Genomic DNA, 25,012 nt, shown 5'->3' on the forward strand with positions numbered 1-25,012 from the left:
CCGAGTCCCAAAAGTGAAAACTTTTGCTAAAATCATAAAAAGTTTTCACTATACTGAAAACTTTTGTTATTTTTATAAAAAGTGTTCAGTAGAAGGCTTATCCATGATTCAACGAGAGCAGTACATCGCCCCAATCCGAGATTTTTACGACAGCGATCTCATTAAAATCATCACCGGCATACGTCGATGCGGCAAATCCGTTGTCTTGGAGCAAATCTCCAAGGAAATTCGCAAAAAAAGCGAAAACATCATCTATCTCAATTTTGAAAATCGGGAAGTATCTTCAAAAATATCGACTTGCGACGAATTGCTTAGCCACGTGTCGCAAAAAAGAGGTTCGGGCTTATGCTACTTGTTCCTTGACGAAATCCAAAACGTAAAGGACTGGCCCGATGCCTGCAAAACTCTCCGCCTGCAAGACTGTTCCGTTTTTATAACAGGCTCCAATTCCAAACTTCTTTCTAAAGAATTCACTAAAGAACTGAGCGGCCGTTACGTTTCTTTCAGAATAAGACCGTTCGTATTCAAAGAAATCAAAGAGTACCTCACGCAATTGGGTAAAACTGCATCCATCACCGACTACTTGATTTATGGAGGTTTTCCCAAACGCTTCGAATGCAATTCCGAAGCTGCAACTCGCAACTACCTAAATGACCTTGATCAGACAATAGTCATTAACGACATCATTAACCGATACAAGATTCGCAAGCAAGAACTATTTACAAAACTAGCTAATTACGTTCTCATTTCGAACTCACGAATACATTCCGCGAAGTCCATATACAATTACATTAAGGGACAATTCAACGAATGTTCTGTCAACACCGTAACCAAATATTTAAACTACCTTAAAGAAGCATACGCAATCAGCACCGTCAAGCAGTATTCCTCAAAAGCTAAGAGAGAGCTTAACTTTTTCGAAAAAATCTATGACGAAGACGTAGCATTCAATTCCATTCGCGTGTCAGATGGCATATATGACTTGACCCACAACTTGGAAAATATCATCTATAACGAACTTTTATATAGAGGGTATTCATTAAGCGTATTTTCGGGAAAACAAGAAATAGACTTTTGTGCACAAAAAAACTTGAAGAAATACTTTATACAAGCCGCCTATTCTGTTGCAGAACGCTCCACATACGATCGCGAAATGGGTGCATTTGCAGATCTCGATAACGCACACGCAAAAATTCTTATTACCAACGATGACATTGATTACTCAACAAGTACCGTTAGACACATTAAGTTGAAAGACTTTTTAGAAATGGACGATTTATAAGGAGGGCACAAATGCCAGAAGAAATGATAGACATTTTGAATAGCGACGGGACTCCGGCAGGGTATTCCCGAGGCAGAAACGAAGTCCACGCGAAAGGTCTTTGGCACCGTACCGTCCACATCTGGGCGTTCGACACCAAGGGCAGAATTCTATTCCAGCTTAGGAGCCACCTCAAGGAAAACAACCCCAACCTGCTTGACACCAGCTGCGCGGGGCACATCAGTGCAGGCGACGAAAGCCGCAACGCCGCCATCCGTGAGCTCCGCGAAGAGATGGGAGTCAAAAAACGCATCGAAGACCTCGAATACCTTTTTGAAGCAACTCACGAGAACGTCCTGAACGACGGAACATACTTCGACAATGAATATTACGACACGTACAAGATAACCCTTAACGACGAGGAATCGGAACATCTTGTTCCGCAGCCGGGCGAAGTTGATGACTTTGTTTGGATGACACGCGAAGAATTTCTTGAAAAACACGCAAAAAATCCTGAAAAGTTCGTAGATCACCCCAAAGATTATGGATGGATACAGTCAATACAACATACATAAAAATAAGTTTAAAATAGTTTAGCAATTCCAATATTTTATATAAATTGTTTAAGGGTGTGTGGATTTTTAATTCGGGAGTACACTCGGAGGGATGGAATCATGAAGTACAAAAACACAGCCTTAGTTGTAGAAGGCGGCGGTTTACGCGGGTCTTATTCCGGCGGCATTCTCGACATCCTCGCCGACAAGGAAATCAAGTTTGGCGGCGCCGCAGGCACTTCCGCGGGCGCAACACATTTGTGCAGTTTTCTTTCTGGGCAAATCGGGCGCAATTTCCGCATAGACACAATCCATTCTAAAAGTTCACGCTACATGAGCTTCAAGAACCTGCTTTTTACAGGCGACTATTTCGCATTCGACTATTGCTACAAACAGGTTCCATATAAAATTGACCCCTTCGAATTTGACAAGTTCACCGAGCAATGCCAAGAAACCGAATTTCGCGTTTGCATGACAGATATCGAAACTGGCCGTGCCGTATATCCGCGAATTACGGATTACCGCAACGAAGATGAGATGAACTATATCCGAGCCTCGGCAAGCCTCCCGCTTTTGAGTAAAATCGTCGAAATACACGACAAAAAATACCTCGATGGAGGAGTTGCCGATAGCATTCCTTTCGAACCAATGTTCAAGAACGGCTTTGAACGTGCCGTTGTCATCCTTACGCGTCCACTCGGCTATCGCAAAAAACTGTGCAAAGCACTCCCGCTCATCAAGTTCGCGTTCCGCAATCATCCAAAATTTGTCGAAGCCGTCGCCACGCGTCATATCCGTTACAACCGAGCGCTAGACAATCTTGCAAAACTAGAATCCGAAGGCAAAGTGTTCATTTTCCGCCCAAGCCAGCTCATCAAAATTTCCGATATCGAGAGAAATAAGAAGAAAATCGCCCAGCTTTACGAACTCGGCAAAGAAGACGCACTCGCCCAAATGCCTGCACTGCTCAAATTTTTGGAAGGCGGAACCCGAAGAAATAAAGAACCTTCGTTTCTACAGACGAGAGAAACGGTCGTAATGAGAAGAATACCATAAGCAACGCATAATTCCCTGTTGTTGAACATTTTGCAACGAAAAACAACGGTTTCTCAACGCGGTTTCGCAACATTTTAGCCAAACAATGGTAAATTTAATGGTATGCCCGAAGTATTAGACTATTTGGAATACCGCGAGTACTTGAAGGATTGGTTTGTCGAGACCAAAAAAGACAACCCGTTCACTTCGTACCGCTATCTTGGCCAGAAAACCGGCGTTGATCCGGCCTGGCTCGTCCGCGTATTTCAGAAAGAAGGCCACCTGAACGAGAGCACGCTCCCCGTGTTCATCAGGATTTGCGGCCTAGACGACCGACGGGCAGAGTATTTTAAAACCCTTTACAGGTTCAACAAGACTAAAGCAAAGCAGACGCTCTCTGAGCTCTACTACAAGCTTTTGGAACTCCGCTCGCTCGAAACGCGAGTGCTTTCGGAGCCGGAACTCGCCTACTTTGGAAGCTGGGCTTGTGCCGCACTCCGAGCCCTCATCGGCATCACGAAGGACACAAGCGACATTGCAGGTCTTGGCAAGCATTTGAACCCGCCCATTTCGCAGGATGACGCCCGCAACGCGCTTGGTATCTTGAAGCAACTTGGGCTTGTCGTCCCGGACGGCACTGGCGGTTGGAACATCACCGACCAGATTATCAGTACCGGCGGCGAAGTCAAGAGTTACGCGGTCCGCAGTTTCCACAGGCATACGATGGAACTTGCGCAAGAATCGCTGGACCGCCACAAGCCGGACGAACGTGATATTTCGAGCGTCGTGTTCACCGCAGACGAAACCGATTTGCCCGAAATCAAGCATAAAATTGAAGAATTCCGTCGCGGACTCCTGCAATTTGCAAGAAAAAGCGAACGCGCCGACCGTGTATATGCATTGAACATATCCATGTTCCCCCTCTCCGACAAGGTGGCCGACCCGGCAACGGGGCCTACCTCGCCAGAAAATAAAGGAGGTGGAAAATGATTTTCAAAAAGAAATTATATATTAAAGGTATGGACGTGAAGCAGAACAAAAACAGACGCATACTCGCACTGGTTGCTCCAATCGCAATCGGTGTTACGCTGTGTGCCTGCGGTTCTGAAAACGTAGCAGGCGGTGGCCCGAGCGGCACAGAAGCCGGCAATGCCATCACGGCTCAAATCTTTATTGCAGATGCCCCGGCAGCAAACGCACGAGTGAAACTCGTCGAACAGACAAGCCTCGATGGTCAAGGCTATATCGCGACCGCCAACGAAAACGGCGTTGTGATGATCAAGGACGTTCCTATAGGCAATTACACGATGGAAGCCATCCTCAACAAATCGTCGATCCAGTTGCCTGTATCCGTACAGAATCTAGACGATACCGTTGAACTCGGCAAGCAAACACTGCAAAAATCCGTCTATATCGGCGGCAGCGTCTCTGATTTCATCACGGATTCCACTAGCGAGAATTTCAAGAACGCGACAGGCGTTGTCAAGTTCCGTGGTCTCGACCATTCTGCCATCATAAGCAACGGTAAGTTCGAAGCGATTGGACTCCCGGCAGGCAAGCTCTCCATGGTGATTTTACCGAGCGGAACCAAGCATGATACGTTAAATGTACCGATCAAGGTCTCTGCGGGTGATTCGCTCACGACGCTCAAGCCGAAAACGCAGCCCACACCGCAAGATACTGCGAAAAAAGACACCGTTCAGAAAAACAACTCCATCATGATTGATGATTTTGAAGACGGGGACAATTACCATCTTTTCGTAGATTATACGAATAAAGGTTTTTTTGATGCAGGTTGGTCTCTGACTACAGCTACCACGATGGTTCAAATGTACCATCTATTTGGTAAAATACCGGAGAACGAGCAGATTTATGTTTATCCGGAATATAAACCGGAGGAATTCTCTGGGCACCCATTCCTAGTAGTTATTCAGGACTCCGAGAACGACGGCAAAGAGGTTCATTTAACTTTTGATTTCCCGGATACGGCAAGTTATCAGCTTTGGGCCCTGTTCACCTTTAACATCGGTAACGTGGGCAACAGTTACGATCTCAGTTCCGTTGATTCCATCGCTTTTGACGCTTGGGGTAGTGGAGAAGGAGAAATCCAGCTTACAGATGAAACCCGGAAAGATTTTACAGGTGCTTCATACACATTTGGGAAATATCCATTTACGATTCCTAGCAAAAAGACAAAACTCAAATTCGCCTGGGCCGATATAGTAACTAACGAAGAAGACCGCAAAAAAGTTTCTTCTGTCTCCTTCGTATTCCATGGAGACACGGAATTGCATTTCGACAACTTAGAATTCATCGGTAAAAATTTGCAAAACATCTGGACGTCAAAGCAATAATGCCAGGCGCAAAATCAGTAACATCGAATCAAGAGACGATTTACAAAGATCTTGAAGAAGTTGTCCGCAAATATGCGCGGACAACTTTTTTGCGTCCTATCGCAGACCACACGCGAGAGGCTTTCGCCAAAGCAGAAGAATTCGTAAGGACATTTTACGAGAACGCAACATGTTCCGTGAAAGCAGACACCGCAACAGAGTGCGGGGTGACACATGAAAACGCACAGAAAACTGACCCCGGCATAAAGACCGGGGTGACATTAAAGCAAAAAGGGAATGCGCCACGAGCGGTAATCCTCGACTCCGGCTGCGGTACAGGCGAAAGCACCATCCACATTGCGCGCCGCTTCCCGAATATTCCCGTCATCGGTATCGACAAGTCATGCGACCGCTTGAACAAAGCGGGGAATCCGGTGCAAACCGCAGGCGATGCCATTCCGCCAAACGCGTTCTGGATTCGGGCAGAACTGCTTGATTTTTGGCGACTTGCATTAGACCACGTCAAGGCAGACAAGTGGACAATTCCGTATCACGCCGTGTATTACCCGAATCCATGGCCGAAGCAGAGCGAAGCTACGAGACGTTTCCACATGCACCCGATTTTCCCGACGCTCCTCGCATTAAGCGGAGTGACAGAACTCCGCACGAACTGGGAAATCTACGCACGCGAATTCGCAGAAGCCACAAAGATTGTGTTTGACGAATGCGCAAGGATTGCCGCGAAAGAACTTTATGGATCCCCGCCCTCGCTTCGCTCAGTCGAGGATGACGAAAGAGGAAACCGCTCGGTAGAGGGAGACCATTCAAATCCGAGAATTATTTGCGAATACTTCGACCCCACCGCCCCTGAAACCGCTTTTGAACGCAAGTACAAAGAAGCCGGTCAAACATTGTGGCGGGTGATCGTTGGCAGAACTTAAAGCGGCAAAGCCGCATCTCTCGTCTGTAGCGAGCAACGCGAGCGTTCTCTCGTCTTTCGTCTACTTCCTGTCCTTCAGCCAGTTGGCGACGAACTTGAAGTTACGCGTATAGCGAACGACCATGTTCGCACCCGGCACTACGATAAATTCCGAAAGACCATACTTGTCGGCGTTGCTGCCCCAGTCGTACGTATAACCTAAGCGCGTCCAAGGGCGAGCGTCCGGGCCGCTGTAACTCTTTGCGGCACGATCATCAAACCAGTTCTTGAACCACATCATGCGATCAGAATTTCCGGCATCGTTGTTGAACTCGCCTTCGAATGAAGTGTGCATGTCGTAAGCTTTCACATCGGGCACATATGCAGGGCGCATCAAATCTTCCGGGCTCACCCACAAGAACGCCATGTGCGTTGCCGCAGAGGTTCTCGGCTCGCCAAACAGCTGCTTGAATCTCAAATCCCAATTGCGGACGCCATCTTTATGGTCCTGGAACCAATTCCAAAGTTCCTTGTCATTCACGACCCAGACGACATCGTCAAACTTGACCGTTTCATCTTCCTTATACAATTCCGGATTCGACGTGAGCGCCACAACAAGAAGCTTTGTCTTGTCTGCATTCCACGTCACCTTATCACTATACTCATCAAGCGTCACGACCGTGTATTTTTCTTCTTCGAGAGCTTCGGAAGCATCTTTCACGGCATCAGCGAATTTTGCGTCTAAAATAGAATCGCGGTCCGCCATTGAAACGACATCGCCTTTATTGTCGCGGACTTCGCAATACGGGATGCTGTCGGTATTCACGGCGACCTCGGCTTTTGCAAACTGTTCGTTCAAGAGGTCTCCGTTATACGAAAAGAGCTTGTCGCCTTCCATAAACGAAATGACCACCTTGCAAAATCCCTTTTCGGGAATCACGACCGACGTGGGGAAACGTTCGTTGCCTGCCCCCGCTGTATCGAGCGCCATCTTTTTTTCGTCTTCGCCACAAGTGTAATTGTATTCCGTAAGCATGGCGACACCCGGCTTCATTTCGCTGAAGAACACGTTATCTTGCTCACTGCTAAAGGCCGGTTTTACGATAATAGACTTTCCGCCAAGCATCATCGTATGCGGAATGCCCTCGCCGCAATAATAGGCCGGTTGACGGAACACGCCGATAATCCCTGTTTTGCCTTGGAAGTTTTCGGCTTTCGAGACGTTATCGCCTCTCGTAAAAGCGCACCCAAACAACGTAAGAGCGGCAGCACAGCCCAACAAATAAAAGTTCTTCATCCGATTCCTCATTTTGCAGTTACAGCGCGATGGCAACGCCTTGCAATCCATCCATTAGAAATATAATTAACTCCGTGTTATAGCGGACACCCCTTAACGAAACTTTACTTGTTTAGCAAGCAACCGCTTTCCGCCCACATCAAGCATCACAAAGGCGGAACGATTTTGCCCAGAAATATCAATCGAAACAAACTGTTTTTCAAACGAAACGGCACGAATAACATTCCCAAGAACATCGTAAAAGCGAAGCGTCTTTTCACCGGCAACCGGAACATGGACTTCCAGCATTCCGTGAGACGAACGCATCTGTACTTTAGGAACAGAATTCTGCACAAGCGACAGCGAACCGCTAGAGGAACTTGAAGACTTCGGAAATTCCACAGATGAACTCGAAACGGTAGCGCTTGATTGAGCAAAGGAACTTGACGAATGAGGCTCGACTGCAGACGAACTTGACTCGGCCTCATTTTCGGGGCATTTGTCAAGCGACTTGGAACGGTTTACCGTAAAACACACTCGATCATTTCCATCGAAGACCAAGTTAAAAATACCGTTAATCGAAGATTTGTCCACATTATTAACAAATTCAAAATCAGTAAAAGATTCCTGATTTTTAGTCAATACCGTCCTCACCTCAACACGCTGGTGACTCTGATTTCTATTAGGATCATTGCTTGCAAATGCACGAGCATCGTAATCAATGTACCAAATCAAAACACCATTTTTCCCTTGCTTTCCGCTATAAGAAGAACTCCCGATTTTAGAATCAAAACCGACCGCAGGGCGGTATTCAATGATAAAGTATTCATTCCTGTTATTCGGATTCGAAACGGCGTACGCCTGCATTTTAGAGAGATTTTTCAATTCATAGACGCTATCGTTATTCGCAATTTCTGTCGGCTTGAGCCAGCCCATCGCTTCGCGTTCAAAAGCAGAAAACGTAGGCGGATAGCCGCCGTTCCCGTTGCGAAGTCCAAGGGCCATCACGTCATACGGCAAAGGGCCAATCGTCGCATAGCCATTCGCATCCGCACTGTATAAATCCGAAAGGCCTATAACGTGGCTAAACTCATGAATGAAGGCTCCAAGCATGGCAACATCTTTTGTACTTGTCGCGTTCGGTTTATTTTCGGCTTTCTGAGAGACAAATGCATAATTATTAAAACTATAACCATTTTTCGAATAAACCTTACCTGCACTATTTTTTAAATTAAACATGTGGTTAAAAAAATTACTATTAAATTTGCTCGCCTGTTCCTTGGAAGTAGGATGCAATATGACAAACGGGATTACCTTTTCGTACTTGTTCGCCCGGGCTTTAAAGTCGCTGCGTTCGACCATTAGGTCTATGGATGGCAAAATAAATTTGCTATCGCTATTGTATTCGCTAAAATTTTTAGGAAGTTTTATCGGATAAATGTCAAACGTCGGTTTGAATTTTCCGCCGGAGCTTTCTATAAAGTAATCGCGAATGCTGCCATAGACACCGTTTTCCTTGAAGCCTTCTTCGTTGAACATCCTTGCAATAAAAGCAGAATCCAACGCCTTGAAATCAGCGGTTTCCACAAGCATCACCGGGAAATAGCGTTCGCCGGCGGAATAAACTTCGGCATCGTTGTTGGAACGGATTTTCGATACACCATCAAGAGTTGTCGCATGGAGAGCTTTATCCGTGTAAATGATTTTCTCCATCTTGTAGTTTTTCGAAGAACCAGATGATTCTTGTTTCGCAGCAACAGCAGGATTAGCCCACGCCAAAGACGCAGAGAGCACGCAAGCCACGAACAGGCCCGTCAAAGGAACATGCGAAAACTTAAAGCAACTCATAATAACGAATATACATTTTATTTTCGCATTGTTATCCCATTTTGCAGAAGATTGCCCCCCCCCAAAAAAAAAACGGCAAAATGCTTTTTGCATTTGCCGTCATATTTTATAATGCAATTATTTATTTAACTAAAGATACATCCGCTCCAGACGCAATCAAAATATCAGAGAATTTCTTTTGTAATGCCGTCTGCGTATCCTTACCATAATTACAAGCAGCCAATGCTGTTTCATCAGAGTGCTCGCGTTGTTTATTTACGGAATACCCTCTCCTTATCAAATCTTGGAAAATATAGAGTTGATCGTTTTCATCAAGTTGGCCGACCATCGTTGTTGCAAAGAGGCCCTTCCCAAAACAAAAATCCTCTAGAACAGATGGAGAGTCATGATTTGCACCCGACATACGAACGTCGTTAATGTTTTCCACTTGTTTTACTAAAGTTTCATACCAATAACGACTATGGTTTCCATCTTTTCCTGCAGATTCTATAGCAAGGAATACAGTTTCACCATTAACCGGATATCCATGTTCTAATGTATATCGAACAATAACAGTGTCATCAGCCAACATAGCCAATTCCATCAAATCACTTTCTCGTGCAATAGAATCCAGTCCATTTTCAACTAAATAAATAATCACAGAATCCGCATTACCCGTATTAAGCAAGTAATCGAACATGTTCACGCGATTTACTCGAGTCAACCATTCCTGAGACATTGAATTTCCATAAGATTGGCTATATTTGGGAATTGCATTCAAGCCCAAATCATAAGCCCACATGTCAAGAGAAACACAACCGGTGTGACTATTTTTTAGCAATTCCAAACCGCTTTTTTGCAAAATTGCGGATAAGATAGAATCCATTTGAAATTCGCTACAATCTTCATGCAGGCGAAGAGCCATTTCAGACGGATGTTCATTCAATCCAGGAACTTTTCCCGTTGAATATACGGCACTAGATGAATTGTCTTCGCTACAAGAGCATAAGAGGGAAAATAATACTAGAGCGATTGAGAGCCGTTTCATTTGCATTCTCCATTTTTAGTAAATTCAACATAGTTAATTTTAGAATCTTGATGAATAGTGATTCCTTTACCCAAATAAGAGCCAGTGAATGTCTTATAATGGTATTGTCCTATTACAATAGGAGCATTAGGAGCCCAAACAGATCCTGTAAATGCATTTTCAACAAATACCGTAGAACTCCCAGTTACGCCAACAAGAAGTTTTGACGCATTAGCACCTTGTTGTTGACCACGGAATGTAAAAGAATTTGTATAAATTTCTTTCACGCCAGAGCCTTTAATTTTCAACACACTGCCATATTCAAACATAAGGGAACGGAAAAAATACACACCGTCAGAACTCAGTTCCAAAACACCATCTTTGCGAATTGCCACATCTCCATAGGTTCCAGGTTCAAAGGATTTCGTTTTTTTCGCTTCAATAACTACGGATCCATTCGCATAAGAGACTGATTTTACAGAAGTTTTTGCATCAAATGTAGTTGTCGTTCCTTTTTTAGTGTAAGACGCACCATCCTGTTGTTCAATCGTTTTCGCCCATAAACCAGAATGTATGACAGATCTATTTCTCAGAGTCGCTTTCCCATTTACATGAACTTCATCAGTCTGCCCCGATACTCCAATTGTAAAATTCTTTTCAACACCAATCTTACACAGTGATTTGCTTGCGTCCTTTTTCGTACAAGTCACTCGGTCGTTCAAAGAAAGATTTGCCGTTGAAAAAAGAGAGTACGTTTTAGGAATAGCACAATAATCTATAGGCACACTTGGGGTTGGGGGGACACTACTCTGGATTCTCGTGCTATACGTGGTAACATGGGTCGTCAACGTAGAATGTTGTGCATTAGAGCATTGATTTACACTGAAATCATTACCTTTTTGCATCATCGTTAAACTTATCGTTATCGTGTAATCACCAGGTTTAGCATAAGTATGCGAAGCTGAAATTCGCGTCATTGAAGACATGTTATTTCTACGCCAATCTTCTGGTTTAGGGCTACAATTCTTACCTTTATTAAGAGTATAGCACCTATAATAAACATCATCATATCCAGCATGTGTTTTATCTTTTTCGTCGTGACTATCACCCCAGTCAATAGTATATCCACCAAAAGACCAAAATAAAGTATTATTCGGGCACTGAAGCGTCGCGACAAGATTCACGGATTGATTATTCTTGCTCAACGCCGATGGGGTTAATTGAACCGACATCGCACTTGAGACACTGCAATCTGGACACAGTGAAGCTGCTTGAACAAAGCCCCACATAGCTAAAGCATAAAAGACAAATTTTTTTACCATACAAATTTCCCCTTATAAAAGAAGTTGTCGTATAAAAAGATAATTAAAAAAACGACAAAATAAGTACTTTTCAAATAAATTATAGAAAAATTTATTTTACAATAAAATCATTTTACAACAAATGCAACAATCATATCACAAAAATACAGATAATTTCATAAAATGCATTATAACCACCAAAAGCGAAGTTCATTTCAAGTTACATCGACAAAGCAAGCCTAAAAATTTTCAATTACAGAAAAAAAGATCGGATGAAGCATCGCAGACCACAACTAACGCACGGCACCTCTTTTTCTTGATTCTGACCGTCCAAACGCAATATCAAAGCGAAAACCGTCATGACAAGCCCCATCGCAAATTTCTATCTTTGCCATGTAAAACTAAAGAGGTCAAAAATGACGTTTGAAGAAATGTACGCACTGGCTTGCCAGCGCAAGAAAGAAATGCCAGAAGGCAAGGGCACCACGGAACTTTTCAAGAAGGGTCCGCACGGCATCGGCAAGAAACTCGTCGAAGAAGCCGCCGAAAGCTGGATGGCCGCCCGCTTTGAATCGCGTGACGCCCAGTGCCTGGAACTTTCTCAAGTGCTCTACTATGTTGCCGTCATGATGGCAGAAAAAGGTCTCACCCTCGAAGAAGTGTATAAGAAACTATGATTAAGGTAGCTCTCCCAAACAAGGGCATGCTCTTTGAGCCGACACAAGAACTGTTGAAAGCTTGCGGCTACAAGGCATCCAAGCCCTACAAGACTTTGACCCAAATCGACTCCAAGAACGGCATCGAGTTCTTCTTTTTGCGTCCGAGCGACATCCCGATGTACGTGGGTCGCGGCATCATCGACGCTGGCATTACGGGCATCGACTTCAACGCCGAAGCCAAAAGCCCTGCCGTAAAGGTGCTCGACCTCCCCTTCGGAGCCTCCAAGCTTTGTGCAGCCGTCCCGAACGAAAGCCCCATCCAGAGCCTTGCAGAACTGAAGGACTCCACCATCGCGACGAGCTTCCCGAACATCGTGGAAAGCTACTACAAGAAGAAGATGGACTTCGTAGTGCTCGAAGGCGCTGTCGAAATTTCCGTGAGCCTCGGTGTCGCAAACGCAATTGTCGATGTGGTCGAAACAGGCACAACGCTCAAGCAGGCAGGGCTTCGCATCATTGGCGAACCGCTGTTCCGCTCTAACGCCGCCATTTTCTGCAACCCACAGAAGACCGAACTCGAAGAAGTCAACACGCTCATCCGCCGCATCCAAGGCAAGCTCGTCGCGCAGACGTACATGATGATCGAGTACGACTGCCCCTCCGAACTTCTCTCGAAGGCTTGCGAAATGACTCCGGGTCTCGATGCCCCGACGGTGACAAAGCTCCACGGTCGCGAATGGTACTCCGTGAAGGCCATGGTGCCACGTGAAGAAGCCAACGCCATCATGGACAAGCTCTGGGACACAGGCGCAAGGAGCATCCTCCTGTTCGGCATCGAAAGCGCAAGAATTTAACGCTCCGCGTTAAATTCAGTAGGCAGTGGTTAGTAGTCAGTAGACAGGATTGCAAAGAAAATTGCATTTGCAATTGAAATTGTGTATGCCTATCGCGACACATGACTGATAAATCAGCAACTAACCACTCGCCTCAAACAAACCACACTGCCTACTGTCTACTTCCTACCGTCTACAGCCCATGCAATCTCTAGCTTACTTGGCACGACAACCGATTCTTGACCGCGAGGGTAAAATCTTCGCGTACGAATTGCTATTCCGCGATTCGCCTAAAAGCGATACCGCCATCATTTCAAGCGATGTGCAAGCGACGGCCCAAGTGCTAGAGAACGTCCTCAACAGCATCGGCATCGAACGCATTGTCGGCGGCAACAAGGCTTTTGTCAATTGCAGCCGAGAAATGCTCCTCGACAATTTGTTCGGACTTTTGAATCCAAACTGCTACGTTCTCGAAATTCTCGAAGACGTTAAAGTCGATAAGATGCTCGTCCGCGCGATAGAGCATTACAAGTCTTGCGGTTTTGAAATAGCCCTTGACGACTTTATCATGAACGACGAATTCATCAGCCGATTCGAGCCTCTGTTCAAGTACGTCTCGTACGTGAAGATAGACCTCGCAGACAACACGTCCGAAGCGACAATGCAAGCTGCAATGTACTTCAAGGAAAAGAACATCAAGATTCTTGCCGAAAAAGTCGAAGACGAAGAGACGTTCAACCGCTGCAAAGAAGCCGGTTACGACTACTTCCAAGGTTTTCTCTTTGCAAAACCGGAACTCGTGACGGGGCAGAAAATCGACCCGGAATCGGCAGCCATCTTGCAAATCATCCAGCTGTTGCTCACGCGCCCGCCCCTTGAAAAGCTCTGTGAAGAGCTGGACAAGTTCCCTGACCTTTGTACAAATCTTTTGCAATTCGTGAATTCGGACATGCGAGGCAAGCCCGCCATCGAAACGGCAAAAGAAGCCATCGTCTGGATTGGCATGAAAAAGATTCAGGAATGGCTGATGCTCATGCTTTACGCACGCCTCGGCACACTCTTTGAACACGATTTCAAGAGTACACAAATAAACGCACGCTTAAGCGATGAATAGGGCATAGTCCATGAACGTCGAACCGCAAAGCTTGGAAAATCTGATTTCCGAATTCGCCTCCCTTCCAGGAATCGGCTTGAAGACGGCTCGCCGCCTCGCCTACCACATGCTATCACGCAAGAAAGGCGACGTGGAACGATTTGCCGACAGTTTGATGCAGGCCGCCGAGAAAGTCCACCCGTGCCCGCGTTGCCACGCCTTCACGGACGAAGAAATCTGCCCCACTTGCAGGGCACGCGAAGGCGCCAAATCCATTTGCGTCGTCGAAAAAAATTCCGACATTTTACCATTCGAGCGTTCGTCCGTCCATAAAGGACTTTACTTTGTCCTTGGCGGCGTAATCTCCCCACTTGACGGAATCGGCCCCGAAGCACTCCACCTGCCCCAGCTCGTGGAACGCATCAAAGCGGAAAACATAGAAGAGCTTGTCCTTGCGTTAGGCTCTAGCCCCGAAGCTGACAGCACCGCCCTCATGATCGACCGCATGCTTGATGGCGTGAACGTCAAACGCACCCGCCTCGCCCGTGGCATCCCCATGGGAAGCGACCTGGAATTCATCGACGAAGTCACCATGCTTCGCGCATTCGAAGGGAGAGTTTCCTTATGAGTACAAAAGACAAGAACATTCATCAGGCTCCTATCGAAGTGGGCGGCTACACCATCCGCTCGGCAAAATTCGTCAAGGCAGCAGTGAGCCTCAAAGGGCTCCCCGAAGAACGTCTCCCGCAAATTGCGTTCCTCGGACGCTCCAACGTGGGCAAGTCCTCCCTCATGAACGCGCTCATGGGCCAGAAAAAACTCGTAAAAGTCAGTTCTACCCCCGGAAAAACGCGTGAAATTAATTTTTTCAAAGTCAATGATGAATTTTTTCTTGTAGATTTACCAGGTGTAGGGTTCGCCAAAGTCAATAATGCGAAACGCGACCAGATGTCCGACTTTATTCGAGAATACGTCGAAAGGTGTCAAGACCTCAAAGGGCTCATCTACCTCGTAGATATCCGCCACGGAGGAACGCCCATCGACATCGAAACAGTCGAAAACATCCGTGCAACGGGTTGCCCCGTTTTGATCGTCGCCAGCAAACGTGACAAGGTGAACCAGTCCGAACTCGCCAAAGGGCTGAAAGACATTCAGCAACGGCTGGATTTGGACCATAAGCCGCTTTGCGTAAGCGCGCTCAAAAAATTTGGACTCGATGAACTTTGGACTGAAATTTTGGAAGCGATAAACAGGGATGCAAGATCAGCAACTTAAAAACTGGCAAAAGATGACTCCGATTGGGCGGGTATTCCATTCCATCGGCTTATTTATCTTAAAGCGAAGAATAGGGCAGCTTATCACCTTATTCTTGCGCTCAATAGCCTCCATTTTTGCAAGCAACCACAATTTCAAAACCGATTCCAGAAACATCATTCTGCAAACGTTCTTTACGGGTATCGAAATATTCCCTCCCTTGTTCACTGTTGCAACGTTGTTCGGAACGGTTACCATTATCGAAGTCATCTCCCTCATGGGCAAGATGGGCATGTCAGACTTTGTCGGTAACCTCTTAGTAGTGACCATCATTCGCGAACTGGGGCCGATTATCACGGCGTTCCTCATCGCAGGTCGAACCGGTTCCTCGCTCACCACCTACATCGGCGGCATGGTCATCAATTCCGAAGTGGATGCACTTGCAACCATGGGCATCAATCCGATCCGTTATCTTGTCATGCCAAGCGTCATCGGCGGCTCCATCGCAACAGTCATCATGTATATCATCTTCAGTTCAAGCGCAATCGGATTTGGTTTCCTCGTCACTAAAGGAATCATATTCATCACAGGAAACGCGCCCAACGTGCAAATCACTTGGCACTACCTCTCCACTGAAATTTTAAAAGCGCTCACCGTCCCGGATTTTATTTTTGCCATCATAAAGCCGCTTATTTTCGGCATCATCATTACGACAAACGCCTGCTATCAAGCATTGAATATCCAAAGGGATATCCGCCAAGTGCCCAAGGCGACATCGCGTTCCGTCATCTCGTCCTTTCTCTACGTTGTTTTGGCCGATGTTGCACTCTCGGCATTCTACTTTATCGGTTACATGCAAAACCTTTCAACGATGATTTAAGGTAGAACCATGTTAGACGAAGCGCTGAGACTTGAAGATATTTATCTTTCTACAAACGAACTTTCCGGAACTCCATTTTCGGTTCCCAGATCCGTCAGTTATTTCGAAAATATAAAAGCAAACATCAACAACAATGACAAGTCGCTCATCGCAGGAGCGAACCTCACATTAAAGCTGGGCGAAACGATTTGCATCGGCGGACCATCCGGCAAAGGGAAAAGTGCCATTCTCCGCATGATCGCAGGGCTTGCACGCCCGCACAGGGGCCACATCTATTACTTTGGCGAATACATCCCCGCAGAACGCCTCACCGCGCTTGAAGTCGCCAAGCGTCAAGTCGGCTACGTTCTCCAGAACGCGGCCCTCATCTCGAACTTGAGAGTTATTGACAACATTGCGCTGCCGCTCCGCTACCACAGAATGGGTTCCAACGACGAGATTATGAAAAAGGTCACCATGGCCATGGACTTGATGCGCGTCCGCAATTTTGCGACGATGTTTCCACACCAGCTGAGCGTGGGCATGCAAAAACGCGTCGCCATCGCACGTTCCTGGGCCATGGACCCGAAGCTATTGTTGATGGACGAACCGACCGCAGGCCTTGACAATTACAACCGCCGTAACCTGCTGCCGTTGATTGACAACATGCGAACCATGTTCAAGACTTCTATCATCATCGTCACGCACGACCTTTTGATTGCCAAAGAACTGGACTGCAATCTCGTATTCCTTGACAACAAAAAACTGACCGATCCGCATTCCTTTGACTACTGGCTCCATTCGGACAACGAAATTTCAAAGGAACAGTTCCGCGATTTACAAACTACACCAAGTTTCTTCTAGGATTTTTGTACAAACTATGTTCTTACCGTTACCCGACGATTTTCATGCCCATTTGCGCCAAGGCGAACTCATGCCAGGCTACGTCCGCGATCTCGTAGCCCAATTTGGCCGCGCCATCATCATGCCGAACACCGTCCCCGCCATGACGAGCGCGAAAGCGATTGCAGAATACAAGAAGCAGATTCTCGAAGCCGCCGCCCCTGTGCGCCCGGATTTTGAGCCGCTCATGACGTTCAAGCTGAACCCGAATTACACGGAACAGGACTTGAAGGACATGATGGCCGTAGGAGTCGTCGCCGGAAAGTACTACCCAGCAGGCGTCACGACAAACAGCGCGGACGGCATCAGCGATTTCGAAGCGGTATTCCCCGTTGTCGCAATGATGGAAAAGTTGGGACTCGTACTGTGCGTCCACGGCGAAGAACCCGGCGAATTCTGCCTCGACCGCGAACCAGCGTTCATCAAGCGAGTCGAGACGCTCGCCGAAAAGTTCCCGAAGCTCCGCATCGTCTTTGAGCATTTGAGCAGCGCCAAGTCCGTCGAAGCGGTAAAACGACTCCCCGCAAACGTCGCCGCCACATTCACGGTACACCACCTGATGATGACGTTGGACGATATCGTTGGCGATGCTCTCCGTCCGCACCATTTCTGCAAGCCGCTCCCCAAGCGCCCCGAAGACCGCAAGGCCATCCGCGAAGCCGCATTCAGCGGAAACCCGAAGTTCTTCCTCGGCACCGATTCCGCACCGCACCAGCAAGGCAAAAAGGAATGCCCCTGCGGAGCCGCCGGAGTCTATAGCGCCCCTGTCGCCATCCCGCTTTTGGTGCAGGAATTTGAACGCGCAGGTGCTCTCGACAAGCTCTCCGACTTTATCGCAGGCTTCGGCGCCGATTTTTACCATCTCCCGCGAACCGCTAAGCAAATCGAAGTCGTCCGTGAAAAGTGGACCGTGCCCACTATAGTAAACGGAGTTGTGCCGCTTGCCGCAGGGCAAACGCTCGATTGGAAGGTGAAATAAAGCTTTTTTGCCTTATTTTGCCACGTTTTGCCGGTTTGAAAAACTTTTTTGCAGATAAAAAACAGATTTTTTTCCCTTATTTGTTTTTTTTACTTATATTAAAAAAGCAATTCAACAGATTTGCGTTAAACGCATATACCAATTTTTTCCAATCGGAGGTTTTATAATGAGTTTGGTAAAAACAGTTGGCCGTTTTCTTCCGGTAGCTCTCAGCCTTGCAGTTCTCGTTGCCTGCGGTGACAAAAAAGAAGAAAAACCCGTTCCAGTCAAGCAGCCTGAACCCGTAAAAGTCGAAGCCCCGGCACCTGCACCGGAACCGGAAAAGCCAGCTCCGTTTGACTTCTCCAAGTTCGCGGCAATCAAGAACAACTCCAACGTTTACTTGACCACCCGTGCCGAAGTCGATGCATACCTCAAGGACGCATTTGACAAGGTCGAAAAAGGCCAGGCAAGCTCGATTATGTTCCCGAACGTGAGCAGCCTCTTCGAACTCGCCAGCGCCGAACTCAGCAGCGAAGGCCGTGCCATCATCGCATCGCTCGCCTCCAAGTATGGCCAGACCAACCAGGAAGCAACTCTCCTCGTCGAAGGCTACACCTGCGACCTCGGCTCTGTACCGTTCAACGACGAACTCTCCCAGCGCCGCGCCGAAAACGTCAAGGCCGAAATCGCGAAGTACATCCCGGCTTCGAAGATTACCGCCAAGTGGTACGGCAAGCGCATGTTCAAGAAGTTCAAGTTCGACACCAAGGACGAATACCGCCGCGTGAACATCCGCATCCAGTAATTCGGATAAACGCGTAAGTGCTTGAAACGCCCCGCTCTCGAAGCGGGGCATTTTTTTGTTTGGTAATCCGCCGCAACTTGCCCTCTTGCACCACCGTTTGGATAGTGGTATATTATTCCCGTAGATTGCATTAATCCTGCCGACACCGAGAAAATGACGCCGTTGGCGTCCGTATCATAGTCTCGGTCATAGTTTCAAGCAAGCTTGAAACTGCGACTCTCGACTCAGTACTATTCAGGGCAGGAAGTTCCACTATCTGCTTGAGGTCGTTTCCCTTTGCTGTGCCGACAACACATCGAATCGAGACAGTTGCCCTGCGGGGAACCGGCTCCGTGGCTATCAACGTAGAGCACCGTCTGCCATAGAATTGGCGGACGTTAAAACCGAGTCATTGAAAAATTTGCAAGCGATTGCCTGACGGCGACCGAGGTTTTACATTACAACTTAAAATCGGAGATTCAAATGAATCGTGCACAACATTATTCCTTGCTCAGGGCAATGGAAATCGATAAGAAGAACCTTCTCAAGTACCAGGAAATTTACAACTACGCCTACATCCTCAGCGACGGCATTTTTATGCTTCGACAAGCTCAGCAACCGATTTCTTTAGGTCCCTGAGCCTGTCGAAGGGTCAACGCGATGCTCGACCTCCACGATGGCGATGCGATTAAGGAAATCTCGCTTGAAATGCAGGAGTTCCCCGGAGTTTTCTGCAAGAAGGACTGCATCGTGGATATTATCGGCACGACCAACGCTGGCGAAAAGGTATTGGTTGAGGTTCAGCAGCAGGGCGACGACTTCTACCGCGACCGCGTGGAATACTATACGTCCCGTGTCATTGAAAATCAGGTGCATACAAGCGAAAAGTACGAATTGCCGCGCATCTACTTCCTCGGACTTTTGGATTTTACGCTTTTCCCGGAAGAACCGCAGAAGTACATCCATCACGTCGATGAAATGTGCAACGGAAGGAAGTTCTTCCCGAAAATTCAGAAGATTTTTGTCGAAATCGAGAAGTTTTTCAGGCTCGAAGAAAAAGGGATCTCCACGAACGACTGCTCCGAAGCCGCACAGTGGCTCCGTGCCATCAAGGTAACAATCAACGAAGAACCCGTTCCCGAAAAGATTATGCAGAATGAAACGTTCAAGAGGTTGCTTGACTCGGTAAAATTGATTAATTTTGCAGAGGAAAGCCTTTTAAGGCGAGCGTCGCGAGAACTGCTTGCAGATTCTCATGACCGAGCCGCCATAGGATTGCACAAAGTGCAACTTTTCAACTGCGAGGTTAAAAACGTGACGGACTTGATGGCTGAACATGAAATCGGATTTGCCGAAGGCGAATTGAAGAAAGCCCGTGAAATGGCGAAAGGACTGCGCGACGACGGAGTCCCGATGGAAATCATTATCCGCAGATCAGGACTCTCTGAAGAAGAAATCCGCAAGCTGTAAAGAATGCATTTGAATAAAAGCATACACGCCAAATTATGCAAGAGATTTATACAGAAAGAGCGGAGTTTAAAACTCCGCCCTTTCTTTCCTAAGAAAAAGACTACTATCTTATCGTCACTTTTCGCAAATCATTCCCGATACACACTAAGTATATACCCGACTGAGGCATTGTAATATTGAAATTAGCAGTCTCCACTCGGCCTTTCTTCAATACACGGCCTTGCAAATCAGAGATAACATACCTTGAGCCAATCGGTGCAGCAAAAATTTGAATGGAACGAGCCAGCGTTCTAACAGACAAACCCGAACTTGCAAAATGGCTTTCAAAAATTCCCGTAAGCTTTGTGCTATCAAAAACCGCCGTATAAGTAGCAGTTTTTGTTACCGTCACAATTTTTGGCGACCATTCCTTAAACTTGTATGAATATGTTTTTGAGGATTTTTTTGTAGGTGTTTTTCCTTTATATTTCGGGGTAACCCCATAAGAAAGCGTATCTTTCTGCAACACAGTCGTACCATTAAAGAATGTTACAACATACGATTGAAGAACGCTATCATAAACAGCCTGATACTGCGTATTACCTGTAATAGCAGCAACCTTGGGATTCCACCCAACAAAATTATATCTGTATTTTTCGGTACTCTTCTTAGTCGGTTTCCCTGTATATTCAGGGACCTTTCCATATTCAACGGTCATCGTTGATAAAGTCGATTCTCCATTCATAAATGTTACCGTATAACTACGAATAGTGCTATCATATACAGCTTTGTATTCAGCATCTTCGGTTACAGTTGCAATTTGAGGAGACCACCCTTTGAATTTATATGAATAACCTTCGCTCATTTTTTTCTTCGGATTAGAAGACTTTAATGAAGGGGTATCTCCATATCCATATTTCGAAGATTGAAGAAGGCTATCATCACTAAAGAAACTAATAGTGTATTTTTGAAGCGTGCTATCGAAAATAGCTACATAAGAATCGCTCCCCGTTGCACCAACAATTTTAGGAGACCAGGCTTTAAAAGTATAAATATATTGAGCAGTCGCTTTTCTTGATATTTCTCCGTCAAATTGAGGAATTTCACCATACATCAAGGAATCCACTTGCAACGTATCTTTACCATAAGTAAATACAACAACGCATTTCTTTACAGTCAAATGAATTGTATCTTTAACAACCAAGTAATTATTCATATCTGATGGCGTAAACATGATTTCATAGCCCTTATTTTCTGGTTCGGGAATAACATCTGATTTGGACCAAGCAAATGAACCATCTACGCTAGCAACGCCTTCTTTAAGTATTGATTTTTTAAGAGTTTGACCATAATAAATATCCTGAGCCGTTGGCAGTGTTTTAATAATAGGCTTAGCTTTTTCTATAACAAAATTCGCCTTTGCAGAACCAGAAAAATTTCCTGTAAGAGTTACTTGGACAGAAGCCTTACCAGCATTGACATTATTGGAGAATGTCAGGCGATAACTCGACAAACTAACCACAGTATCCGCCACTAGCACAGAAATAGTTGGCCTTATGGAATCGCCACTATAGATTTGGTTATCAATTGCAGCAATGGAAAGCTTAACTGCAACCGGAGAAATCTTGAACGGAACAACCTTGCAACCAGAGTATTCGCCATTTCCACACACATTGATTGAAGCAGTTCCTGCATTGACATTGCCTTGATAAAAAATTGTATAATCCGTTTCAGCATCCAAAACAGAGCCATACAATTTTACCGATTTTACGGCAGGAGTCTTTTCTTTGCCATCATAGACAAAACCACTAAGCAAAGCTGTTTCTATAACAGCTTCAGCAAGTGAACTAGAATACCACTGTAATTTCGGATAAGATTCATCAATAATTTTCCATGTGTCTATAAAATCCCAATTTTTGTATGTCGAAACAGTCTGCATTGCTGCTGACGCTTGAGCCGGAGTATTGGAAATCGCAGCTATTCCTGTTTTACCTTCAAAAGGAAGATTGCATTTTCCACTATCAAAATAAGAATCCGTTATTTCCATAGAACCATTTACATAGCCTACAATACATCCCGTATAAACGGGACCTTCTTCAATACCCTTAACCGAACCGCTTACGTATGTTTCAGAAATAGAGCCCTTTCCATAACCAATTAAGCCTCCGATATAGAAGTTTCCCACTTCATCGATAGGGTCACCATAAAATGAACCCATAACATTACCTTGAGCATAACTCTGAGAAATTCCTATTCCATCAAATCGTCCAACAAGTCCTCCCAATTTTGTCGTTCCACTAACATCGCCCGTAGCCAAAGACTTTGAAATAGAGCCTTTATAAACGTAACCAACAAGACCTCCTAAGTTGTCGTTACCAGCACTAGAATTATTTACATCACCAATCACATCACCCGCTGCATAGGAATAAGAGATATTTCCATAAGAACTTCCTATTAAACCGCCAACATTATCGTCGCCTTTGACATTTGCAATCGAAAAAGAAGAATCTACATTACCATTAGCGACACCGACAAGGCCTCCCACTTGATAGACACCTGTAACAGAATCGCCGACAAAATAGGAGCTTGTTATAGAATTAACATAACCAGCCAAACCACCGACAATATTAACGCCTTTGACAATACCGTTTGAATACGCATTTACAATATTTCTACGACAAAAACCTGCGATACCTCCTATGGTATCCTTACCTATCACTACATTAGACAATGTATACGAATCAAAAATCAATCCAAAAGTGTAACCGACAATACCGCCAACATAATTAGAATCTCCATAAATTTCGCCATTTGTATGATATACGGATCTCATATAGAAATTAATACCTGAACCAGAAGCATTTCCTGAAAAGCCTCCATTTATTTTTCCTGCAATTCCACCGACGTAATTATGTCCTTTTACCGATCCATCAAAGAACGATCGCAAAATAGGTTTTGATATCTGCAAATCTGGCGACATTCCATTGATTGAATCGAATCCAACTAGTCCACCAACATAATTAGCTCCGCTTACATTTCCATTTACATATGAATCCTCCGCAGTGGATATGGTCACCTGGCCCGATCCACTATAAAGAGAATAACCGACTAATCCTCCAACATAATTTTTATTACCGACAATATTTCCTAAAACATGAGTCCTAACTACATTTCCTTCAGAAAAGCCAACAAGCCCTCCGACGTAAGATTCGCCGATTACATTTCCTTCTGAAAAAGAATCAAAAACATTATACGCTTGTCCAATCAATCCTCCTGTGTTATTTTTCCCTTGCACAGATCCTTTATGAAAAGATTTTTCAACACGATATCCATAACCAGCCAATCCGCCTACATTATTGTTACCAACAATATTACCCTTATGATAAGATTCTTTAATTAACGAGATTGAATAACCTACAAGACCCCCAGTAAAATCATCCCCATATACATCCCCATTAGCAAAACTATTACTTATAGAATCTCTTGGCGCATAATGAAATCCAATCAGCCCACCAACATATTTTGATCCTTTCACTAGGCCAATTTCATGGCTGGAATTTTTTATAAGCATGTCTGCATTAGATGCATAGCCCAATAACCCACCTACATATATTGAATCAGCAATAACATTACCTTTATTGTGACTACAAGAGTCAATTGTTACATATGAAATATAATTGCCAGCACTAATAATTGACCCGATAAAGCCACCAACATTACTCTTTCCGTTTACCAAGCCTTCAGAATATGATTTGAAAATAATCTTTTTATTACTGGATCCATTTCCGCTTGAAATATCTGCCCCAATTAGCCCTCCAACAAAAGAATAACCTTCTACGGAACCAATAGAATAAGAGTTTTCTATATACAATACATCTATAGAACTCGGTGTTGCATAATTAGAAAGTCCTATCAACCCACCAACATAATTACCACCTTTTACATTTCCTTCAGAATGGCTCGAATTTTTCACAGTCTTGCTTGAATAACCAGCAAGTCCACCAATTGTATCTTGTCCAACAACAGAAGCCTTTACTACACAGTCCGTAATTGAACTCGTTGACCACCCAATGAGGCCACCAACCCAATTTTTTCCAGATACATCTAATTCACTATGCACATTTTCTACAGAACCATTACTTGCATTACCCACCAACGCCCCAACGGTATTTCCACCCACTATTTTTCCAACCAACAAATCTAAATTACTGATTTTTACGCCCTCTGTATATCCAAACAGCCCTATGCGAGTTTTGGTAGTATCATTTATATAAAGCCCATAAATCTTGCGATTCTTTTTTCCTGCAAGTCCATCAAATTCACCTTTAAACGGATTTGATTGCGTTCCAATCGGAGTCCACACAAATTTTTCTTTTGCATTCCAAGTTTCATTTCCAGCACCCGTTGTATCGTTGAGGAAAATATCAGCACCCAAGGTAATCGTTTTTCCTTGAAAGGTTTTTCCATTATTGACTAAATATGCAAGTCCTGCTAATTCTTCGGCTGTTGTCAAGTTAAATGCCTGAGCACTTTCTACATACCAAGTCGTATCCTTGTCTCCCTTCCAAATCGAAGGAGCTGCAGCTGACAACGACGCCAACACAGCTACGAAGAGAACAAGCACAGAAATTGAAATTCCGTACATTTTTTTATTTAGAGATTCTTTTTTCATATAGTACCTCTC

At 45.3% G+C, this 25,012-nt stretch carries 22 protein-coding genes; 17 read left to right on the plus strand and 5 right to left on the minus strand.

The window, feature by feature from the left end:
* The first annotated feature begins 103 nt into the window (after positions 1 to 103).
* The 6 genes from IKG78_RS09200 (at position 104) to IKG78_RS09225 (ending at position 6,124) form a co-directional block, all read left to right on the plus strand.
* Entirely contained in the window at positions 104 to 1,282 is a 1,179-nt protein-coding gene (locus tag IKG78_RS09200) for an ATP-binding protein (RefSeq protein WP_290942610.1), read from the plus strand.
* 11 nt (positions 1,283 to 1,293) lie between these two features.
* A complete protein-coding gene (locus IKG78_RS09205) occupies positions 1,294 to 1,836 on the plus strand; it encodes an NUDIX domain-containing protein (protein ID WP_290942612.1) in 543 nt (180 codons plus the stop codon).
* Between the two features lie 99 nt (positions 1,837 to 1,935).
* Positions 1,936 to 2,871 (plus strand): patatin family protein, encoded by a 936-nt coding sequence (locus IKG78_RS09210; RefSeq protein ID WP_290942614.1) that lies wholly within the window; start codon positions 1,936 to 1,938, stop codon positions 2,869 to 2,871.
* 102 nt (positions 2,872 to 2,973) lie between these two features.
* The gene (locus IKG78_RS09215) at positions 2,974 to 3,840 is read left to right on the plus strand and encodes a TIGR02147 family protein (protein ID WP_290942616.1); all 867 of its coding nucleotides are present in this window, start codon (positions 2,974 to 2,976) and stop codon (positions 3,838 to 3,840) included.
* Positions 3,837 to 5,204, plus strand: a complete 1,368-nt coding sequence (locus tag IKG78_RS09220; RefSeq protein WP_290942619.1) for a carboxypeptidase regulatory-like domain-containing protein — start codon at positions 3,837 to 3,839, stop codon at positions 5,202 to 5,204. The genes IKG78_RS09215 and IKG78_RS09220 overlap by 4 nt, the downstream gene beginning before the upstream one ends.
* Positions 5,204 to 6,124 (plus strand): methyltransferase domain-containing protein, encoded by a 921-nt coding sequence (locus IKG78_RS09225; RefSeq protein WP_290942621.1) that lies wholly within the window; start codon positions 5,204 to 5,206, stop codon positions 6,122 to 6,124. Before IKG78_RS09220 ends, IKG78_RS09225 begins: the two co-directional genes overlap by 1 nt.
* 60 nt (positions 6,125 to 6,184) lie before the next feature.
* Here the strand turns inward: IKG78_RS09225 and IKG78_RS09230 are convergent, their stop codons facing one another.
* From IKG78_RS09230 to IKG78_RS09245, 4 genes are all read right to left on the minus strand, one after another.
* Entirely contained in the window at positions 6,185 to 7,399 is a 1,215-nt protein-coding gene (locus tag IKG78_RS09230; RefSeq protein WP_290942622.1) for a hypothetical protein, read from the minus strand.
* Positions 7,400 to 7,492: 93 nt separating this feature from the next.
* Positions 7,493 to 9,226 carry a hypothetical protein gene (locus IKG78_RS09235; RefSeq protein WP_290942623.1) on the minus strand — a complete coding sequence of 578 codons (1,734 nt, stop codon included), beginning with the start codon at positions 9,224 to 9,226 and terminating at the stop codon, positions 7,493 to 7,495.
* A 121-nt stretch (positions 9,227 to 9,347) separates the two neighbouring features.
* Complete coding sequence (locus IKG78_RS09240; RefSeq protein WP_290942624.1) at positions 9,348 to 10,253, minus strand: hypothetical protein; 906 nt, start codon at positions 10,251 to 10,253, stop codon at positions 9,348 to 9,350.
* Positions 10,250 to 11,554 (minus strand): hypothetical protein, encoded by a 1,305-nt coding sequence (locus tag IKG78_RS09245; protein ID WP_290942625.1) that lies wholly within the window; start codon positions 11,552 to 11,554, stop codon positions 10,250 to 10,252. The genes IKG78_RS09240 and IKG78_RS09245 overlap by 4 nt, the downstream gene beginning before the upstream one ends.
* A 395-nt stretch (positions 11,555 to 11,949) precedes the next feature.
* On the opposite strand from IKG78_RS09245, the gene hisE reads away from it, so the two are divergent.
* The 11 genes from hisE (at position 11,950) to IKG78_RS09300 (ending at position 20,349) form a co-directional block, all read left to right on the plus strand.
* Positions 11,950 to 12,210, plus strand: a complete 261-nt coding sequence (gene hisE / locus IKG78_RS09250) for a phosphoribosyl-ATP diphosphatase (protein WP_290942626.1) — start codon at positions 11,950 to 11,952, stop codon at positions 12,208 to 12,210.
* Positions 12,207 to 13,046 (plus strand): ATP phosphoribosyltransferase, encoded by an 840-nt coding sequence (hisG, locus tag IKG78_RS09255; protein WP_290942627.1) that lies wholly within the window; start codon positions 12,207 to 12,209, stop codon positions 13,044 to 13,046. Before hisE ends, hisG begins: the two co-directional genes overlap by 4 nt.
* Positions 13,047 to 13,227: 181 nt before the next feature.
* The gene (locus tag IKG78_RS09260) at positions 13,228 to 14,139 is read left to right on the plus strand and encodes an EAL domain-containing protein (protein WP_290942628.1); all 912 of its coding nucleotides are present in this window, start codon (positions 13,228 to 13,230) and stop codon (positions 14,137 to 14,139) included.
* A gap of 10 nt (positions 14,140 to 14,149) precedes the next feature.
* Positions 14,150 to 14,746: a recombination mediator RecR gene (gene recR / locus IKG78_RS09265; protein ID WP_290942629.1), complete on the plus strand. Its 597-nt coding sequence runs from the start codon at positions 14,150 to 14,152 to the stop codon at positions 14,744 to 14,746.
* Positions 14,743 to 15,393: a ribosome biogenesis GTP-binding protein YihA/YsxC gene (gene yihA, locus IKG78_RS09270; protein WP_290942630.1), complete on the plus strand. Its 651-nt coding sequence runs from the start codon at positions 14,743 to 14,745 to the stop codon at positions 15,391 to 15,393. Before recR ends, yihA begins: the two co-directional genes overlap by 4 nt.
* The gene (locus tag IKG78_RS09275) at positions 15,374 to 16,252 is read left to right on the plus strand and encodes an ABC transporter permease (protein WP_290942631.1); all 879 of its coding nucleotides are present in this window, start codon (positions 15,374 to 15,376) and stop codon (positions 16,250 to 16,252) included. Before yihA ends, IKG78_RS09275 begins: the two co-directional genes overlap by 20 nt.
* Positions 16,253 to 16,261: 9 nt before the next feature.
* Complete coding sequence (locus IKG78_RS09280) at positions 16,262 to 17,095, plus strand: ATP-binding cassette domain-containing protein (protein WP_290942632.1); 834 nt, start codon at positions 16,262 to 16,264, stop codon at positions 17,093 to 17,095.
* 16 nt (positions 17,096 to 17,111) lie between these two features.
* On the plus strand, positions 17,112 to 18,113 hold the full coding sequence (gene pyrC, locus IKG78_RS09285; RefSeq protein ID WP_290942633.1) for a dihydroorotase: 1,002 nt from the start codon (positions 17,112 to 17,114) through the stop codon (positions 18,111 to 18,113).
* A gap of 166 nt (positions 18,114 to 18,279) precedes the next feature.
* Positions 18,280 to 18,900, plus strand: a complete 621-nt coding sequence (locus IKG78_RS09290) for an OmpA family protein (protein ID WP_290942634.1) — start codon at positions 18,280 to 18,282, stop codon at positions 18,898 to 18,900.
* Positions 18,901 to 19,362: 462 nt separating this feature from the next.
* Positions 19,363 to 19,518: a hypothetical protein gene (locus tag IKG78_RS09295; protein WP_290942635.1), complete on the plus strand. Its 156-nt coding sequence runs from the start codon at positions 19,363 to 19,365 to the stop codon at positions 19,516 to 19,518.
* A gap of 21 nt (positions 19,519 to 19,539) precedes the next feature.
* A complete protein-coding gene (locus IKG78_RS09300) occupies positions 19,540 to 20,349 on the plus strand; it encodes a PD-(D/E)XK nuclease family transposase (RefSeq protein ID WP_290942636.1) in 810 nt (269 codons plus the stop codon).
* A 103-nt stretch (positions 20,350 to 20,452) separates the two neighbouring features.
* Here the strand turns inward: IKG78_RS09300 and IKG78_RS09305 are convergent, their stop codons facing one another.
* Complete coding sequence (locus IKG78_RS09305) at positions 20,453 to 25,000, minus strand: hypothetical protein (RefSeq protein ID WP_290942637.1); 4,548 nt, start codon at positions 24,998 to 25,000, stop codon at positions 20,453 to 20,455.
* Positions 25,001 to 25,012 lie beyond the last annotated feature (12 nt).

Origin of the sequence: Fibrobacter sp. (genome assembly GCF_017545445.1) — a bacterium.
Taxonomy (GTDB): domain Bacteria; phylum Fibrobacterota; class Fibrobacteria; order Fibrobacterales; family Fibrobacteraceae; genus Fibrobacter.